This is a genomic window from Streptomyces arenae (assembly GCF_022343545.1).
GTDB classification, from domain to species: domain Bacteria; phylum Actinomycetota; class Actinomycetes; order Streptomycetales; family Streptomycetaceae; genus Streptomyces; species Streptomyces humi.
On record NZ_JAKQYH010000090.1, the window covers coordinates 168,416 to 186,127 of the forward strand.

Genomic DNA, 17,712 nt, shown 5'->3' on the forward strand with positions numbered 1-17,712 from the left:
CGGGCGCGGTGCTCTCAGCGGGCCAGGAACGGCTCCAGTGCCGTGACGAGTTCGGTGGGGGCGTCCAGGGCTATGAGGTGCGCGGCGGCGGGGAACTCGACCAGGGTGGCGCCCGGGATCCCGGTGGCGTACCGGCGGGCGATGTCCTGGAAGTCGGCGACGTCGAGCCTGCCGACCCCCACCAGGGTGGGGACGGAGACGGCGGCGATGTCACCGGACGCGGGGCCCTGGGAGTGCCCGCCCACCACGTCCTGGTTCACCAGCGAGGTCCGCAACGGGCCGCGGAGTCCGTCGGCCAGTCCGGCGGCGACGTCGAGCCAGGCGCGGGCCGGTCCGCGCAGCCACATGTCCAGGTTCACCTGTACGGCGGTGTCCAGGTCACCGGCGGCCAGGGCCGCCGTCTCGGCCTCGTCGTAGGCGATCATCTCCGCGGACCAGTCGTATCCCGGCCAGGGCGGGGCGAACAGCGCCAGGGAGTGCACCCGGTCCGGGTGGGAGAGGGTGAAGTCCACGGCCACCCGGCCGCCCCAGGACGCGCCCACCAGCCGGACCCGCCCGAGATCGAGGTGGTCCAGGAGGCGGCGCAGGTCGTCGGTCTCGCTGAACGGCCCGCTCGGGGGTGCGGACTCGCCGAAGCCGCGCAGGTCGTACCGGACGACCGTGTGCCGTGCCGCGAGGGCCGGCGCGACCGCGTCCCACATGCGGTGGTCCGCCACGCCGGCGTGCACGAGCACGACGGGCGGCCCGTCACCGGTGACGTCGTAGGAGAGATGGCCGAGATCATCGGCGAGTGTCAGCATCCGCAGATGCTCGCAGGGCGGCGGCGCGACGGCCACCCGATAAGGGCGGCTGCCGCGCTCGGGCGGCGCTCCGTGGCGGGGGTCACACGGCTCGGACGCGGGAGCGGGAATGTGCGCGTCCGGGCAGACCGTTGTGCACAGACGTGCACTCGATGCGTGTGCACATACCGTCCGGTCTATGGACTCGGGTGCCACCCCCGGTGCCCGACCTACTCACGAGGAGCCCCCCACGTGACCGTCACCACGCCTCCCGCCTCCCGCGCGGCCGAGATCCTCTCCCGTCCCATCGCCCTGAACGGGCTGACGGTCCCCAACCGGATCGTGATGGCGCCGATGACCCGCCAGTTCAGCCCTGGCGGCGTCCCCGGCGAGGACGTGGTCTCGTACTACTCCCGCCGGGCCGCCGCCGGTGTCGGTCTGATCGTCACCGAGGGGACGTACGTCGGCCACGACTCGGCCGGAAACAGCAGCCGTGTCCCGCGGTTCCACGGCGAGGAGCAGCTGGCGGGCTGGGCGAAGGTCGCCGAGGGTGTGCACGCGGCCGGCGGCACGATCGTCCCGCAGCTGTGGCACATCGGCATGGTCCGCAAGCAGGGCCAGTCGCCGATCGCGGACGCCCCCGCCGTCGGTCCCTCCGGCATCCGCCTGGACGGCACCGAGGGCGAGGGCAAGGAGATGACCCGGCAGGACCTGGACGACGTGATCGCCGCGTTCGCCGCGGCCGCGGCCGACGCCGAGCGCATCGGCTTCGACGGGGTCGAGCTGCACGGCGCCCACGGCTACCTGCTCGACCAGTTCCTGTGGGCGGGCACCAACCGCCGTTCCGACGCGTACGGCGGCGACCCGGTCGCCCGTACGAAGTTCGCCGCCGAGATCGTCGCCGCGGTCCGCGCGTCGGTCTCCGCCGAGTTCCCGGTCATCTTCCGCTTCTCGCAGTGGAAGTCCGACAACTACGACGCCCGCCTCGCCGAGACCCCCGAGGAGCTGGAGGCGATCCTCACGCCGCTGGCCGCCGCCGGCGTCGACGCCTTCCACGCCTCCACCCGCCGCTACTGGCTCCCCGAGTTCGACGGTTCCGACCTGAACCTGGCCGGCTGGACCAAGAAGCTCACCGGAAAGCCCACCATCACCGTCGGCTCGGTCGGCCTCGACGGCGACTTCATCAAGGGCTTCCAGGGCGAGGGTTCCCCGGTCAAGGGCATCGACGACCTCCTCGACAGCCTGGAGCGCGAGGAGTACGACATGGTCGCCGTCGGCCGCGCCCTCCTCCAGGACCCCGAGTGGGCGTCGAAGGTGCTGGCCGGCGACACGGCCGCCCTGAAGCCGTACGACGCGGCCGCGCTCAAGACCCTGAGCTGAGCAACTGCCCTCACACGAACGGCCGGGACGTCCTGCGTCCCGGCCGTCAGGTCTGCCGGCCGACGCCCGCCGCGGTCAGGCGACCGCCAGGAAAACCAGGGACACCACCGCTTGGAGCGGCAAGGACACGATCCCGAAGAGCAGGGCCCGGTTCCATGCGATGGACGGCTCCGGCCGGCGTGTTCTCGCCCGGGCCCATGACGCGAGCGCGGTGAGCGCCGGAATCAGGGCGAGCAGAGCGCACGCCAGCCGGAACGGCGTCCGGGAGGCGTCATCGACCGCCCTCGTCCACAGCGGCCAGGCGTAGAGCGCGTCGATCGCGAGCATGATCAGCAGCCCGGCCCCCGCCCGGCGTACTTCCCTCCCTTCCGGCCGTCCGACGTGCGCGGCGGTGTAGATCACGGTTTGCACCACGGCCACGAAGGCGCACAGGACGGCCGTCACCCCGGCCCAGTCCCGCAGGGCGATCAGGAGGGCGCCCGATCCCTGGCTGTCCAGGAGGGCCTGGACCAGGCCGAAGGCCGTCACTCCGAGGGTGATCAGAAGCGAGACGCGCAACTGCCCGGTCAGCCCACGACGCCGGTCGACGGCCGCCCGGCCTTCGGGCGCTTCCATCGGTGCCAGGGCCCTTCGCCGCACGACGAGGTGCACGGCGCCGTAGATCGCGGAGTGCACCACGACCGCCAGGACGCAGAGGACGACCGAGGTCAGGACCCAGTCGCCCAGGGTCGCCCGGAGGTTCCGCGCGGGCAGGTTCTCGACGATGCTCAACGCGATTCCGATGACCCTGGTTCCGAGTACGAGCAGGATCGTGATGCGCAGCTGCTTGATCAGGCGGTTCATCGTGACGACGGCGTCGTTCTGCGAGCCCGGCGCGGGGTGGGGCGCCTGGCCGGTCCGGTCGGCACGGTCCGCGTTGCAGTGGTCGTAGGAGTTCGCACCCCCGCTGTCTACCTGGTCAACCTGAGGGAAGAGCGGCCGGTGGCGGCGCTGTGCGGCGGGTGCGAGCGGGAGCGTCCCGAGCCCTCGTCGTTACCGTCTGGCCGACCGCCCCAACAGGCTTCTAGTCTCTCGGAGATGAGGATCCTGCATCTCTCCGACACCCACCTGGACCGCACCGACGCCCCCAACAAGCGCGGCGTCAACGCCACCGCGTCCCTGCGTCTGATGCTCGACGAACTCCGCCACCTCCAGGGCCTCGACGCGGTCGTCGTCACCGGCGACCTCGCGGACGACGGCGCGGTGGAGGCGTACACGACCCTGCGCACGCTGATCGGCGCGTATGCGCAGGCCCGTGGCATCCCCGCCATCTACACCACCGGCAACCACGACGAGCGTGAGGCCTTCGCCAAGGTGCTGGGCAGCGGGCATCTGGACGCCGACGGCACCGACCGCGCCGAGCTGGTGTTCGGGCCGGAGGAGCGGGCCGCCGTCAGTACTGTCGGCGGCCGGCGCTTCGTCACCCTGGACTCGCTGGTGCCCGGTAAGGTCTACGGCCGTCTGGGCGCGCGCCAGTTGGAGTGGTTGCGCGAGGTGTTGCGTACCCCGGCCGAGCACGGCACGGTCCTCGCCTTCCACCACCCGCCGTTCGCCCTCGGCCTCTCGGCGACCCAGCCGGTCTTCGGACTCCGGGACCCCGGTGACCTGGCGGCCGTGATCCGGGGGAGCGACGTACGGGTGATCCTCACCGGGCACTACCACCTGCAGCTCTTCGGCCTGCTGGAGTCGGTGCCGGTGTGGGTGACACCGGGGGCGGTCAACCGGATCGACCTGACCGTGGCGCCCGGCGGCGAGCGGGCGGTGCGCGGGGCCTCGGCGTCGCTGGTGGAGCTGGACGGCCCGGCGAGCCCGATGTTCCACACCTTCCACGCGCGGGACCCACGGGCGCACGAGACGGTCTACGAGATCGACGAGGAGCAGGCGAGGGCGTTCGTCGCGGAGCACGGCTGACCGGGTTTCACTCCAAGGGGTGAGGGATGTTCGGCACTTGTGCGAAGTGCCGGGCGTTCCATGAGTGACCACCAGTCGGCGATGCGAAGGTGAGTGACCATGACCACGAGCGAGCCCTCCCAGTCGGTCTCCGGAGCCGAAGGCCCCGTCGTGCGTACGGCCGCCGGTGCCGTGCGCGGACTCCGGGAGGACGGCCTGGCGGTCTTCCGGGGCATCCCGTTCGCCGAGCCCCCGGTGGGCGAGGCCAGGTTCGCGGCGCCCCGGCCGGCCCGCTCGTGGGACGGGACCCGGGAAGCGTACGCCTTCGGCCCGCCGCCCCCGCAGGACCTGGGCATCCAGGGACGCACCGGCGTACTGGACGCCCCCGAGGGTGACGACTGGCTGACGGTGAACGTGTGGACGCCCGCCCCGGACCCGGCCGCCCGGCGCCCCGTGATGGTGTGGATCTACGGCGGCGCCTACAAGCTGGGCCACTCCGGCAGCCCCGGCTACGACGCGCGGCGCATCGCCCGTGAGGGGGACGTCGTCGTGGTCACCCTCAACTACCGCGTCGGCATGGAGGGTTTCGCCCACGTCGAGGGCGCGCCCGCGAACCGCGGCCTGCTGGACCAGGTGGCGGCGCTGGAGTGGGTGCGGGAGAACATCACGGCGTTCGGCGGCGACCCCGGCCAGGTCACGGTCTTCGGCGAGTCCGCGGGCGCCGGGTCGGTGGCCTCCCTCCTCGCGATGCCGAGGGCACGCGGCCTGTTCCGGCGGGCGATCGCGCAGAGCGTCCCGGGCACCTTCTTCTCCGCCGAACTGGCCGAGGACATCGGCCGGGCGCTGGCGGCCGAGGCCGGGCTGCGCCCCACGGTGGCCGACCTGGCGACGACCGATCCGCGGCGGCTGACCGAGGCCGGGCAGACGCTGGGCGCCAAGATGGCCCAGTACGTGGACCGTTGGGGCCGGATCGCGCCGACCGTCACCCCGTTCTCCCCGGTGGTCGACGGTGACGTGCTGCCCGCCACTCCCTGGCAGGCCCTCGCCTCCGGCGCCGCCCGGGACGTGGACCTCCTCGTCGGCCACAACCGCGACGAGTTCCGCCTCTTCCTGGTCATGGGTGGCATGTACGGCAAGATCACGGACGAGCAGGCGACGGGCGCGCTGCGGCTGTTCGCGCCCGGCGGCGAGGCGGGCGAGCGGGCCTACCGCGCGGCCCACCCCGAGGCGTCACCGACCGCTCTGTACGAACAGGTCCAGACGGACTGGCTGTTCGCCATGCCCTCGCTGCGCCTGGCGGAGGCCCAGACCGCGGGCGGCGGCCGCGCCCACCTCTACGAACTGACCTGGGCCGCCCCCGGCAGCGGCGGCCTGCTCGGCGCCTGCCACGGCCTGGACATCCCGCTGCTCTTCGGCACGTTCGAGGCGGACCTCGCCAACCTCCTCTGGGCCGGGGCCGGCGTCACCCCCGAGGCCGAGACCCTCTCCACCCGTTTCCGCACCGCGTGGACGGCGTTCGCGAGGACGGGAGACCCGGGCTGGCCGGCGTACGACCCCGAGCACCGCAGCACCCAGGTCCTGGACACGAACCCGACGGTCACGCCGTACCCGGAGGAGACGACGAGGCGGCTGTGGGAGGGGTACGACTTCACCCCGTCGCCGCTGCTCGGCTGACCCGGCCTCACCCGGCCTGACCCGGCCTGACCCGGCCGACGGCCGCCCTAGGCTGCTCGGGGCTGCTCAGGGCAGGATCGCGTCGACGTATCCGCCGTCCACGCGCAGGGCGCCCCCGGTGGTGGCCGAGGCCTGGTCGGAGCTGAGATAGACGACCATGTGGGCGATCTCCTCCGGTTCGATCAGGCGCTGGAGCAGCGACTGCGGGCGGTGCTCGCGCATGAAGGCCCGCTGGGCCTCGTCCCAGGGCAGGTCGCGGTCGACGAGTTCGTAGACGAAGTCCTCGACGCCGCCGGTGTGGGTGGGACCGGCGATCACGGAGTTCACCGTGACGCCGGTACCCGCGGCCTGCTTGGCGAAGCCGCGGCCGACCGCGAGCAGCGCGGTCTTCGACATGCCGTAGTGGATCATCTCGGCGGGGATGACGACCGCCGAGTCACTGGCGATGTACTGGACGCGCCCCCACCCGCGTTCGGTCATCCCCGGCAGGTACATCCGGGTCAGCCGGACGGCGGCCAGGACGTTCACCTCGAAGTAGCGCCGCCACTCGTCGTCGCTGATCTTCAGGGGGTCCTCGGAGCCGAAGATCCCCAGGTTGTTGACGAGGATGTCGACGTCCGGCAGGAGCTCGGCCGCCCGCCGGGCCCCCTCCTCGCCGCTCACGTCCGCCGCGACCGGGACGAGATCGGCGCCGGGCGCCTGCTCCGCCAGCCGGGCGACGCTGTCCCGGACGCGTTTCTCGTCCCGGCCGTTGACGCCCACCCGGGCCCCGGCGCGGGCCAGCCCGACGGCGATCGCCGCGCCGATGCCCTGTGTGGAGCCGGTGACCAGTGCCGTGCGGCCCGTCAGATCGATCCTCATTGCGCCGAACCCCTTCCGCGTACGTGTCTCCGCTCAGGTACCCGGGACGGCGCCGTGACACATGGGGTCCGGGCGTTCACTGCCTGGATGGCGGCACCGGTTCCGCCGGCGGTGCCGGGGTGATCCGCTTCTCGAACCAGTGGTGGGCGTAGGGCTCGTCGTTGAAGGCGGGGACCTCCCGGAAGCCGAAGGAGTGGTAGAGGCTGATCGCGGCGTCGAGCGTCTTGTTGGTGTCGAGGCGCAGGGTGTCGTAGCCGTGCCCGGCCGCCCGCGCCTCCAGTTCGGTGAGGAACCGGCGGGCGAGGCCGAGCCGGCGGGCCCGCGGGGCCACCCACATGCGCTTGATCTCCGCCGGGGCCCCGGCCGGCAGCTTCACCCCGGCGCAGCCGACGGCCTCGCCGTGCAGCCGGGCGACGAGGAACAGGCCGCGCGGGGGCCGCAGTTCACCGGCGTCCGGCAGCAGGCTGCGCGCGGGATCGAAGCCGGTGTCGAAGCGCTCCTGCAACTCGGCGAAGTAGGAGCGCAGGCAGTGCCGGGCGTCGGGGTGGTCGGGGTCGACGACGTCCAGGGTGACCGTCCCGGCGGTCAGCAGCCGGTCGACCTCGGCCATGGCCGCGACCAGCCGGGCGCGCTGCTCGGTGTTCAGCGGCCCGAGCAGGGAACCGGCCAGTTCGTCGCTGCGGTCGTCGAGCAGGGCGCGCTCCGCCCGCCCCTTCTCCGTCAGCCGCACGGTACGCACCCGCCTGTCCTCGGGCTGCGGCTCCACCGTCACCAGGCCGCCGGTCTCCAGGGACCGCAGCAGCCGGCTGACGTACCCGGAGTCGAGGCCGAGGCGTTCCCGCAGGACGCGCACGTCCTGGCCCCGCTCGCCGATCTCCCAGAGCAGCCGTGCCTCGCCGATCGGCCGGTCGCGGCCGAGGTAGCGGTCGTGGAGCACGCCCACGCGTTCGGTGACGGTCCGGTTGAACCGCCGTACCTGGTCGATCTGCGTCGCATCCATTCTCTGACCTTAGTCAGAGAACGAGCGGCGTGCCACTGGCCGCCGCTACAGATTGCCGAGCGGCTCGATGTCGACGTGCACGGGAGTGCCCCACACCCGGAGCACCTCGTAGTCGGTGAACTCGTGCACCAGCCGGTAGGCCATCGCGGGCCGGGACCCGCGCCGCTGGGCGGCCAGGTACAGCTCGGCCTCCCGCCGGTCACGCCGCGGGGTGCCGCACAGCTCCCACTCCCGCCCGTTCCACGCCTCCGGCAGCCACCGCTGCTGCGCCTGCGGCCGGTCGGCGCGCACCCCGTACCGGGACATGGAGGGCCCCGCGGCCTCGCCCTGCGCGGGTGGCCGGGGCCCGCCCCCGAACTCCGACCGCCGCGCCGCCCGCCGCCGTGTCTCGCACAGCAGGCACAGGTCGGGTGCGCTCTCGTCCACGGGGCCCTGCGGGTGCTCGGCGCACCGGGTGGTGGGCGCGGCGGCGCTGACGCTCTCCTCCAGCAGGTCGAGAGCGCGCCGCAGATCGTCCTTGACCTCGTGCAACTTCGCGTCGGGCGTGTCCCCGGTCAGCGCCTCCCCATGCTCCCCGAGCAGACGAAGCGCCCGTCCGAGGGCGGTGAGCTGGGCATGATTCATACAAACCAGCCTGGCACACCCCACCGACAGCACCCCCTGGACCGCGGTCGGCCCCACCGACAGCACCCCACCGGACCGCGGTCGGCTCGGCAGCCGGGTGCGTAACTCGTTGGCTCTGTGGGGTGGGTGGTGGGCAGACTGCTGGGGTGGGGCTTCATGAGGGGGAGATCGCGGTCGGTGAGGGGCTGGTGCGGGGGCTGCTGGCGGCTCAGTGCCCGGAGTGGGCGGGGCTGCCGCTGGCGCGGGTCGGGGCCGGGACGGAGAACACCATGTACCGGCTCGGCGAGGACCTGCTGGTGCGTCTTCCCCGGACCGTGGAGAAGGGGCTGGCGCTGCGCAAGGAGCAGGAGTGGCTGCCGCGTCTGGCGCCCGCCCTCTCGTGCCCGGTGCCCGAGCCCGTGCACGCCGGGACGCCCACCGGTGCCTACCCGGCCCGCTGGTCGGTCTACCGCTGGATCGAGGGCGCCGAGGCCGGTCCGGACAGCGTCCGGGACTGGGCCGCCTTCGGCGCCGACCTGGCCTCGGTCGTAAGGGAGTTGCACGGCATCGACCTCATGGGGGCGGTGCGCGCGGGTGACCTGAGCTGGTACCGCGGAGGCGGCCTGCGGGAGTGCGACGGCTGGGTCGGCGAGTACTTCGACGAGTGCCGCGCGGTCGCGGGCGCGGAACTCGACGTCGACACCCTGGAGCGGCTGTGGCGGGCGGCCCTCGCGCTGCCCGGCCCCCGGGGGCCGCACGTGTGGCTGCACGGCGACCTCAAGCCCACCAACCTCCTGGTCCGGGAGGGCCGCCTGCACGCGGTCATCGACTTCGGGTCCCTCTCGGTCGGTCACCCGGACGCCGAGCACTCCGTGCTCTGGGATCTGCCGGCGGCCGCCCGGCACGCCTACCGGGACGCGTTGGGCCTGGACGACGAGACCTGGGCCCGGGCCCGGGGCTGGGCGATCGCCGTCGGTGTCAGCGGGGTCGCCTACTACTGGCGGACCTTCCCCGCCTTCGTCGCCGAGTGCCTGGCGCGGCTCCGGGCGATCCTCGCGGACGCCACCGGACGTGGCTGAGAACAGCCTGAGTTTCCAGCGATATTGCTGACAATTTTGTGAACCAGTGCTGCACTGGGCCCCGTTGTCACGAGCCGCCTACTCAGGAGACGGAAGTGAAGCGAGTGAAGCGCAGAACTGTGGTCATGGGGCTCACCGCGGCCGCCGCGGTCCCCGCCGCCGGGCCCGCGACGGCCGCGCAGGCCGCGAACCCGGTGCGGAAGGACCAGGCGGAGACGGCCCTGGTGTTCGACCCGGGCGCGTACACGGAGCTGACCACCGGCATCACCGACACCGCCGGCGTCACCCACGACGTGACGTACCGCTTCTACAAGGTCGCCGGCTACGTGGCGAACCCCGTGGACACCACGTACCAGGGACTCAACGTCAGCGTCCCGGTGTCCGTCGACGGGACCGCCGTCGACGCCACCCACGCGCCCATCCTCCTGGCCAACAACGTCGGCGGCTACATGCCGTCGTCCGTGGCGGGCGCCACCGGGATCGGCGGCGGGGGCGCCGGCGGGCCCGGCGGTCCGGGTGGCCCCGGCGGCGGGAGCGGCGGCCCGAACCGGACGCTGCTCGCGTTGCTCGCCGGGTACGTCGTCGTCGAGCCCGGGGCCCGCGGCCGTACCCTCGTGGACTCGGCCGGCGTGTACTACGGGTGTGCGCCCGCCGCCATCGTGGACCTCAAGGCGGCCGTGCGGTACGTGAAGTCCAACCGGGGGCGCGTCCCGGGGAACGTGGACCGGATCGTCACCGCCGGGACCAGCGCCGGGGGCGCGCTCTCCGCACTGCTCGGCACCTCCGGCGACAGCCCCCTGTACGCGGCGGAACTGGCGGCGCTGGGCGCGGCCGACGCCAGCGACGCGGTGTTCGCCAGCGGCGACTGGTGCCCGATCACCGACCTCGAACACTCCGACATGTCCTACGAGTGGTGCTGGGGCGGCAACCCCCTGCCCGACGGTACGACGGTCGACGCGACCGTGTCCGGTGAGCTGAAGGCCCAGTTCACCGAGTACCTGGCCCAACTCCGGCTCACGGCACCCGGGATCGGGCGGCTCACCGACCGCAACCTCGACGAGTACCTGCTCAGGACTCATCTGGAGCCCTCCGCGACCGCCTACCTGGCCGCCCTCTCCGACACCGACCGAGCCGCCTACCTCGCCGCGAACCCCTTCATCGGCTGGGACGGCACGAACGCCACCTTCACCTGGGCGGACTTCCTCACCCACGTCGGCGCCCGGAAGAAGAACGCCCCCGCCTTCGACGCCTTCGACCTGTCCACCCCGGAGTGCAACGAGTTCGGCACCGGCACCACCGCCGTCCGCCACTTCACCCTCTACAGCCTGCGCCACGCGGAGGGCGACAGCGCCCGCCTCGACAGCGACCTGCCCAGGAAGCTCGACCAGATGAACGCCATGTACCACGTGGCCGAGCGGGTCAACCCGAACCGGGCCAGGCACTGGTGGATCCGGCTCGGCACGAAGGACAGCGACACCTCGCTCACCGTCGCCGCCAACCTCGCCGCGAGGCTGCGGAACCTCGGCGACGACGTGAACATCAAGTACTACTGGGACGCCGGTCACGGCGCCGACCAGGACCCGGGGGACTTCGTCAGCTGGATCGCGGAGGTGACGGGTCACCCGGCGCACTCGACGCACTCCGCGCGGCGCCCCTGAACCCGACGTACGTGGCCAGGAAGCCGACCGCGTAACCGGTCAGCAGACCGCCCGCGTAGACCGCCGCCGCCACGGCCGGGCCCCTGTTCCCCGTGACCAGCGGGAACAGGGCCCAGCCCGACGGGCCGATCGCGGTCGCGCCCACCCGGTCGCCGAGCATCGCGAAGAACCCGACGAACGCCCCGCCGGCCGCCCCGCCCGCACAGGCGGTCAGGAACGGACGGCCGAGGGGGAGCGAGACGCCGTAGATCAGGGGTTCACCGACGCCCAGCAGACCCGCCGGGAGGGCCGACCTGATCGTCGTACGCAGCGAGGTGTCGTGGCGGAGCCGGACGTAGACGGCGAGGGCCGCGCCCACCTGGCCGGCGCCCGCCATGGCGAGCAGGGGGAGCAGCACGGTGTAGCCCTGCTGCTGGATCAGGGTGGTGTGGATGGGGATCAGGGCCTGGTGCAGGCCGAGCATGACGAGGGGGAGGAAGAGGCCGCCGAGGACCAGTCCGGCGAGCGGACCGGTGGTGGCGAGGAGCCAGTTCGCGGCGGTGCCGATGGCGGTGGAGACGAGTCCGGCGACGTACATGAGGCCGTAGAGCGTGGCCAGTCCGGCGACGAGCACGGTGACGGTCGGGGTGAGGAGCACGTCGAGGGCGTCCGGGACCCGGCCCCGGCACCACCTCTCGACGTACGTCGCGAGCAGCGCGGCGGCCAGGGCTCCGAGGACCCCGCCCTGACCGGGGGAGAGGGCGACCCCGAACGCGGTCACCTTCGCCACGCCCGGACAGACCACGATCGCCGCGACCGCACCACCGAGCACCGGCGTCCCGCCGAACACCTTCGCCGTGTTGTAGCCGACGAAGACGCTGATCAGGGCCATGAAGCCGGAGGCGATCGCGGCGAGGGCGGGGGTCAGCCCGGTCAGCAGGCCGGCGTTCACGAGCAGCCCGTCGAGGCCGGCGAGCACCCCGCAGCCGATCAGAGCGGGGATGAGCGGCACGAAGACGTCGGCGACGCGACGCAGGGCGCGCTTGAAGGGGGTCGCGTTCCGCCGGTCCCGTTCCGCCTTCAGTCCGGCCCCCCGCGCGGCAAGCTCCCCGGCGGCCCCGGGACCACCCGGCCGGGGAGCACCCGGAGCCGAGGCGTCCGCACGGCCGCCGCACGGCTCGTGACCGGTCAGGCCGGCGCTCGGCTGGTGTCCGGTCAGATTGCCGCTCGGCTGGTGGCCGGTCAGGCCCGCCTTTGCGGTGAGCAGTGCTTCGAAGGCCGTGGTCACCGGTACCACCGCGCCCGGGCCGATCACCACCTGGAGGGTGGCCCCGTCGGCCACCACGCCCAGCACCCCGGGTACCGCCCGTACCGCCTCCCCGTCGACCCGCTCCGGGTCGGCGAGGCCCAGCCGCAGCCGGGTCAAGCAGTGGGCGACGGAGGTGACGTTCGCGGGGCCGCCCACGAGGGGGAGCAGCGCGGTGGCGGTGTCGTACGGCGATCTCTGCACCCTCCGAGCGTGCGGGTCAGCCGGCCGCCGCGGTGAGCGCCGCGCGCAGGTGGCCGTCGGACTCCTCCAGAAGGCGGGCGGCGGCCGGCCCGTCCACGCCGGCCAGGATCACCAGCACGGCGTTCTTCACCTCCCCGCCGGTCGCGGTGAGGGCGTCCTCGATCTCGGCGTCCGACGCGCCCGTGGCGAGGGCGACGATCCGCCGGGACCGGGCGCGCAGCTTGTCGTTCGAGGCGCGGACGTCGACCATCAGGTTCCCGTAGGTCTTGCCGAGCCGGATCATCGTGATCGTCGACAGCATGTTGAGGACGAGCTTCTGGGCGGTGCCCGCCTTGAGCCGGGTGGACCCGGTCAGCAGCTCGGGGCCGACGACCACCTCGATGCCGTGCTCGGCGGCGGCCGCGAGCGCGCTGGCCGCGTTGCAGGAGAGACCGACGGTCAGGGCACCGAGGGCGCGCGCGTGCTCGACGGCGCCGACGGCGTAGGGGGTGCGGCCGGACGCCGAGATCCCGACGACCGTGTCCGCGGCGCCGATCCCGAGCGCGTCCAGGTCCTGCCGGGCCAGCTCCGCCGAGTCCTCGGCCCCCTCCACCGACGTCACCAGGGCCCGCGGGCCGCCCGCGATGACCCCGACCACCTGGCCGGGGCGGGTGTTGAAGGTGGGCGGACACTCGGAGGCGTCGAGGATCCCCAGCCGCCCGGCGGTGCCGGCCCCCGCGTACACCAGCCGGCCGCCGTCCGCCATCCGGGCGGCGACGGCGTCGATGGCGGCCGAGACCGCCGGCAGGCACCGCGCCACGGCGGCCGCGACCTGGGCGTCCTCGCCGTTCATCAGGCGGGCGATGTCGAGGGTGGGAAGGGTGTCGATCTCGGCGAGGTCCGGTCTGAAGGCCTCGGTGGTGAGCGAGTCGAGTTCGGCACGGAGGCCGTGGTGTTCGGTGGTCATGGGCAGACGGCTCTTCTCGATGGGCGCCAGGTCAACCTACTCAGGGGCGCGAGGAACCGCGCGACAGGCCACGACGGACCAGCACGTTCCCACGACGATCAGGTCCCACGGTCTAGCGCGGCAGACTCCGGTGCCGATGCGCGAGCGCCTCGTAGGACGCCGCGAGCGCCGGTGCCGCCGCTTCGTAGGTCCGCTGCGCCACGCCCACGAACAGACAATCCACCACCAGCAGCTGACTCGTCCGCGAGGACATCGCCGCGGGCCGAAGTTCACTCTCCCGCGACGTCGATGTGGTGAGCACATGGTCGGCGTACTGCGTCACCGGCGCGTCCGGCCGCCCGGTGACGGCGACGGTCGTGGCCCCGCGCTCGAACGCGACCCGCAGCGGCTCGATGACGTCCCCGGTGGACCCGGAGTGCGTGATGGCGATCGCCACGTCACCCGCCCGCAGCTGCACCGCGTTGGTGACGGCGAGGTGCGGATCACCGGGGGCATGCGCCATCAGCCCTATCCGCAGCAGCTTCTGCGTGAGGTCCTGGGCGACCAGACCGGACGCCCCGATGCCGTACACGTCGGTCCGCCGCGCCCCCGCGAGCGCGCTGACGGCCGCCCCCAGCTGCCCGGTGTCGAGACCGGCGGCCGTGTCCGCGAGGGTCTGCTGCTCCTCGTACGCGAGTTTCGCGACGACGTCGGCGAGCGGGTCGTCCACGGCGATGTCGGTGGTGATCGTGGGCGCCCGCCCCGACTGCTGCTGCGCGGCGAGCCCGGCGAGGGCGAGCCGCAGGTCGCGGTAGCCGGGGTAGCCGAGCAGCCGGGCCGTGCGCACGACGGTCGCCTCGCTGGTGCCGGTGAGTTCCGCGAGGCCGGTGACGGTGAGGGCGGCGCAGCCCGCGGGGTCCCCGGCGACCGCCTCCGCGACGCGCTGCATGGAGCGGGTCATGGAGGGGGCGAGGGTACGCACCTTGGCCGCGAGGGCGGCGGGGGCCGGCGGTTTCGCGCCCGGCGGGCCGCTTCCGTGCGGAGTGAAAATTTCCTTCACCTCCTCGGTCACCCTTGAAAGATATTTTCGTATCGGGCTCCGGGTCAAGACCGCGCACAATGGGACCATGGACCCCGTAAGCCCCCTGGAACAGTCGTTGCACGCCGCCCGCGCGCTGGTGCTCGCGGATCTCGTCGCGGGCGAGGTCGCCGAGGCGGACGTGGTCTCCCTGGTCGAGGACTCCGTCGTACAGCGGCGCTGGTGGGTCGAGCAATGGCCCGAGGGCGCGGGGTACGTGGCGGGGCTGGTCGCCCAGGACGTGCAGGACGCGCTCCTGGAGCGGTACGGCCGCTGGCCGTTGTGCCCGGTGTGCGGCTCGGGCGACCCGCACGCCCTGGAGGTCGAACCGGAACTCGGCCCCGATCCGCACTGGGTGTGCCACAAGGCGGGCGTGAAGGTCGCCTCCGTCGGCTCGCTCGGCCGGGCCACCGGCGGCGGGACGCCGTCCTCGTGACCGTGTACATCGACCCGCCGAACTGGCCGGGCCACGGCCGGATGTGGTCCCACCTGGTCAGCGACGTCTCCTACGCCGAACTGCACGGCTTCGCCGAGCAACTGGCCGTCCCGCGCCGCGCCTTCGAACGCGACCACTACGACATCCCCTCCCACCGCTACGCCGACGCGGTACGGGCCGGCGCCGTGGAGGTCAGCAGCCGCGAGGTGGTACGACTGCTGCACGGGGCGGGGCTGCGCAGGCGCAAGAGCGACGCTGCCCGGTAACGGCCGCTACCCGGCGCGCAGTTCGAAGGCCGGCCCCTCGCCGTCCGCGCTCACCCGGGTGAAGCCGGCGCGGGAGAGCACGGCCTGGGAGGGGGCGTTGGCGGGTTCGGTCGTCGCGAACAGGGAGCGTACGTCGTCGCGGGCCAGCGCCCAGTCGGCCAGGGTGCGGAGCGCCTCCGTCGCGTAGCCGTGGCCGCGGGCGGCCTCGGTCAGGTCGTAGCCGATCTCGACGCGGCCCTCCTCGTCCGGCGCGGAGTGGAAGCCGATACCGCCGACCGCCAGGCCGTCGTCGCGGCGGACCAGCGCGAAGACCCCGAACTCCGGCCGGTGCACGCCCCCTTCGTACGCCTTCAGCAGGAAGCCGGCCGCGTCCCGGGTGCCCTCGTACGGGCCGCCCTCGATCCACTCGAAGCCGCCGTCGCCGCCGAGGCGCAGGTCACGGGCCTCCGCGGGACGGATGCCGACCAGGTCGAGGCGTTCGGCGGGGATGACGAGGTTGTTGTTCCAGCGCCAGCCGGTGACGCGGGCACGGCCGGGCAGCTCGCCGCGGCCGGTCGCCCACAGCAGGGTCTCCCAGGGCGCCGGGCCGGGCTGGACGTGCGGGAACAGGTAGGCGAGGACGGACTCGGCGAGCTCCTCGGCGGGACGGTAGGGGATCCCCAGGCCCTGTGCCATGTCGTGCGTGTGCAGCAGCACCTCGGCCACGCCCATCGCGGCGAAGCCCGCCCGGTCGGCGCTGCGGAAGGGGTACGGGTGGAAGCCGCGGACCTGGCGGGAGGCGGTGCGGACGGTGGCGGCGAGCAGGGCGCCGGTCGTCTCGATCACGTGCAGCAGACCGGAGTTGTCGGTGCCGTCGTCGAGCCTGAGCTCGAAGGGCACGTACGCGTCCCGGGCGCGGCCGGCCAGGTTGGCGGCGTACGCGACGAGGTCGTCGGCGACATGCGTCGCCGTCTCATGGCAGTTCCAGTCCAGCCCGCCGGCCGTCACCTCGGTCCAGTTCCGGCCCACTGCCGTCCCCAGGGCCGCCACACAGCCCGCGACGGCCGCTGTCACCTGATCCCCGCCCATTTCATGCATGGGCCGCACCCTAGGATGCCGGGTCCTCGGCGGTCGACAGCATTTCCAGCTCGGCGGTGAGGTTGTAGCGGGCGGTCGGCTCCCACTCGGCGCGGCCGTACGGCGTTCTGAACAGCGCCGGGAGATCCAGGAGTTGCCGCAGGACCGCCGAACGGCCCGCCCGGAAGGCGTCGTTGGGCACGAAGTGGTACTCCTCGCGCACCTCGGCGGTGTAGGCGGCGTACGCGGCGGGCGGGGCGGCGAGGATCGCCAGGTCGGCGTCGCACAGCACTTCGCCGTTGCGGTCGCCGGGGGCCGGGTCGTGGGTGACGGTGAGCCGGACCAGGCGGGCCACCTCGGCGGTGCCGGCCCCGGACACCCCGGCCTCGGGCAGGGCGCGCTCGGCGAGCCGGGCCGAGCGCTCCTCGTTCTCCGAGCGGTCCGGCGCGTACACCGCGTCGTGGAACCAGGCGGCGAGCCGGACCAGGTCCGGCTCGTCCGCGTACTCCGCCAGCACGTCGACACGGTCCAGGACCGCGGTGAGGTGGGCGAGCGTGTGATACCGCCGCTGGGGCTCCTGCCAGCGCTCCAGCAGCGCGTCGGCGTACCGGACGGGGTCCGGTTGACCTGCGGGGTCGGGGTGACTTGCGGGGTCGGAGTGGCGGCTGTCGTCCGTCGTGCCGCGGAGGGCGCGCAGCCACCGGGAGCGCAGGTCGTCGAGATCGGCCATGCGCCCATTCTCGCGCGCGCCGCCCACCCCGTCCTAGCGTGGCAGGCATGACTCTTGACGACGTACGCGACCCCCAGCTGCCCGGACGTCTCCTCACCGTCGAACGCGACACCCTGCTCCCGCTGCTGCGCGCCCGGCCGGACGCGGACTTCGCGCTGCCGACCGCAGCGTGTCCCGGGTGGACGGTGCGCGACGTGCTCGCGCACTGCTCGTCCGTGCTGGACCGGGTGGTGGAACACCGTTTCGAGAAGGGCGTGTTCTCGCCCGCGTCGAACGACCGGGACATCGCGGAGCGCGCCGAGTGGACGAACGCGCGCGTACTGGACGAACTGGAGCGCGGGATGACCGAGGCCGGGGCGGTGATCGCGGGCCGGGAGGACGGTGTGTACGACCCGATCGCGCTCGGTGAGTGGGTGCACGCCGGCGACGTCCGCGACGCCCTCGGGGAGTCCGGGGCGTACGCGGGCGAGGGACTGCCGCACGCCCTCGCGCTGCTGGCCCGGGTGACCCGCGGGCGGGGCCACCTGCGGCTTCAGGCCGACCTGGACGACGTGGACGAGCCCCTGCAACTGGGCGAGCCGAGCGGCACCAGGACCCCGGCCCGTTTCATCGGGGACGCGGCGACGCTCGTACGGCTGTACACCGGGCGTTCGGTGGACGGGGCGCCCTACGAGCTGACGGGGGCGGCGGCGGGAGAGCTGAACCTCTTCGCGTGACGCGTGCCCCCGGCCCTGGGCCCCGGGCCGGGTGACGGCGGAGGCGGTCTCGC

At 73.4% G+C, this 17,712-nt stretch carries 18 protein-coding genes; 8 read left to right on the forward strand and 10 right to left on the reverse strand.

Annotated features, from left to right (window positions below):
• Window positions 1-14 precede the first annotated feature (14 nt).
• Entirely contained in the window at window positions 15-800 is a 786-nt protein-coding gene (locus tag MB828_RS42840; protein ID WP_301652874.1) for an alpha/beta fold hydrolase, read from the reverse strand.
• Between the two features lie 231 nt (window positions 801-1,031).
• Here MB828_RS42840 and MB828_RS42845 point away from each other — a divergent pair, with 231 nt between their 5' ends.
• A complete protein-coding gene (locus tag MB828_RS42845; protein WP_301652875.1) occupies window positions 1,032-2,159 on the forward strand; it encodes an NADH:flavin oxidoreductase in 1,128 nt (375 codons plus the stop codon).
• 75 nt (window positions 2,160-2,234) lie between these two features.
• On the opposite strand, the gene MB828_RS42850 is transcribed toward MB828_RS42845, so the two are convergent.
• A complete protein-coding gene (locus MB828_RS42850) occupies window positions 2,235-3,002 on the reverse strand; it encodes a hypothetical protein (RefSeq protein ID WP_301652876.1) in 768 nt (255 codons plus the stop codon).
• Window positions 3,003-3,236: 234 nt separating this feature from the next.
• Here MB828_RS42850 and MB828_RS42855 point away from each other — a divergent pair, with 234 nt between their 5' ends.
• Together MB828_RS42855 and MB828_RS42860 are read left to right on the forward strand one after the other, a co-directional pair.
• Window positions 3,237-4,109: a metallophosphoesterase family protein gene (locus MB828_RS42855; protein WP_301652877.1), complete on the forward strand. Its 873-nt coding sequence runs from the start codon at window positions 3,237-3,239 to the stop codon at window positions 4,107-4,109.
• Between the two features lie 99 nt (window positions 4,110-4,208).
• On the forward strand, window positions 4,209-5,762 hold the full coding sequence (locus MB828_RS42860) for a carboxylesterase/lipase family protein (protein ID WP_301652878.1): 1,554 nt from the start codon (window positions 4,209-4,211) through the stop codon (window positions 5,760-5,762).
• A 66-nt stretch (window positions 5,763-5,828) separates the two neighbouring features.
• On the opposite strand, the gene MB828_RS42865 is transcribed toward MB828_RS42860, so the two are convergent.
• The 3 genes from MB828_RS42865 to MB828_RS42875 form a co-directional block, all read right to left on the reverse strand.
• Window positions 5,829-6,623, reverse strand: a complete 795-nt coding sequence (locus MB828_RS42865) for an SDR family NAD(P)-dependent oxidoreductase (protein ID WP_301652879.1) — start codon at window positions 6,621-6,623, stop codon at window positions 5,829-5,831.
• A gap of 76 nt (window positions 6,624-6,699) precedes the next feature.
• A complete protein-coding gene (locus tag MB828_RS42870; RefSeq protein WP_133026675.1) occupies window positions 6,700-7,623 on the reverse strand; it encodes a bifunctional helix-turn-helix transcriptional regulator/GNAT family N-acetyltransferase in 924 nt (307 codons plus the stop codon).
• Between the two features lie 45 nt (window positions 7,624-7,668).
• The gene (locus MB828_RS42875) at window positions 7,669-8,247 is read right to left on the reverse strand and encodes a hypothetical protein (RefSeq protein WP_301652880.1); all 579 of its coding nucleotides are present in this window, start codon (window positions 8,245-8,247) and stop codon (window positions 7,669-7,671) included.
• Window positions 8,248-8,393: 146 nt separating this feature from the next.
• Here MB828_RS42875 and MB828_RS42880 point away from each other — a divergent pair, with 146 nt between their 5' ends.
• Both MB828_RS42880 and MB828_RS42885 read left to right on the forward strand, forming a co-directional pair.
• Window positions 8,394-9,305: an aminoglycoside phosphotransferase family protein gene (locus MB828_RS42880; RefSeq protein WP_301652881.1), complete on the forward strand. Its 912-nt coding sequence runs from the start codon at window positions 8,394-8,396 to the stop codon at window positions 9,303-9,305.
• A 125-nt stretch (window positions 9,306-9,430) separates the two neighbouring features.
• Entirely contained in the window at window positions 9,431-10,963 is a 1,533-nt protein-coding gene (locus tag MB828_RS42885; protein WP_301653024.1) for a subtype B tannase, read from the forward strand.
• On the opposite strand, the gene MB828_RS42890 is transcribed toward MB828_RS42885, so the two are convergent.
• From MB828_RS42890 to MB828_RS42900, 3 genes are all read right to left on the reverse strand, one after another.
• On the reverse strand, window positions 10,899-12,452 hold the full coding sequence (locus MB828_RS42890) for a PTS transporter subunit EIIC (protein WP_301652882.1): 1,554 nt from the start codon (window positions 12,450-12,452) through the stop codon (window positions 10,899-10,901). The two genes, MB828_RS42885 and MB828_RS42890, sit on opposite strands and share 65 nt — an antisense overlap.
• A 16-nt stretch (window positions 12,453-12,468) precedes the next feature.
• Entirely contained in the window at window positions 12,469-13,398 is a 930-nt protein-coding gene (gene murQ, locus MB828_RS42895) for an N-acetylmuramic acid 6-phosphate etherase (RefSeq protein ID WP_301652883.1), read from the reverse strand.
• A 112-nt stretch (window positions 13,399-13,510) separates the two neighbouring features.
• Window positions 13,511-14,449: a MurR/RpiR family transcriptional regulator gene (locus tag MB828_RS42900; protein ID WP_133026670.1), complete on the reverse strand. Its 939-nt coding sequence runs from the start codon at window positions 14,447-14,449 to the stop codon at window positions 13,511-13,513.
• A 55-nt stretch (window positions 14,450-14,504) separates the two neighbouring features.
• Here MB828_RS42900 and MB828_RS42905 point away from each other — a divergent pair, with 55 nt between their 5' ends.
• Both MB828_RS42905 and MB828_RS42910 read left to right on the forward strand, forming a co-directional pair.
• Window positions 14,505-14,891 (forward strand): hypothetical protein, encoded by a 387-nt coding sequence (locus MB828_RS42905; RefSeq protein WP_301652884.1) that lies wholly within the window; start codon window positions 14,505-14,507, stop codon window positions 14,889-14,891.
• Complete coding sequence (locus MB828_RS42910; RefSeq protein WP_133026668.1) at window positions 14,888-15,157, forward strand: DUF4031 domain-containing protein; 270 nt, start codon at window positions 14,888-14,890, stop codon at window positions 15,155-15,157. Before MB828_RS42905 ends, MB828_RS42910 begins: the two co-directional genes overlap by 4 nt.
• Before the next feature lie 6 nt (window positions 15,158-15,163).
• On the opposite strand, the gene MB828_RS42915 is transcribed toward MB828_RS42910, so the two are convergent.
• The gene (locus tag MB828_RS42915) at window positions 15,164-16,225 is read right to left on the reverse strand and encodes a GNAT family N-acetyltransferase (protein ID WP_301653025.1); all 1,062 of its coding nucleotides are present in this window, start codon (window positions 16,223-16,225) and stop codon (window positions 15,164-15,166) included.
• 19 nt (window positions 16,226-16,244) lie between these two features.
• Entirely contained in the window at window positions 16,245-16,943 is a 699-nt protein-coding gene (locus MB828_RS42920; RefSeq protein WP_301652885.1) for an HD domain-containing protein, read from the reverse strand.
• A gap of 47 nt (window positions 16,944-16,990) precedes the next feature.
• Between MB828_RS42920 and MB828_RS42925 the strand changes: the two genes are divergently transcribed.
• Window positions 16,991-17,659, forward strand: coding sequence for a maleylpyruvate isomerase family mycothiol-dependent enzyme (locus MB828_RS42925; protein WP_301652886.1), 669 nt, complete (start codon window positions 16,991-16,993; stop codon window positions 17,657-17,659).
• The last annotated feature ends 53 nt before the right edge of the window (window positions 17,660-17,712 follow it).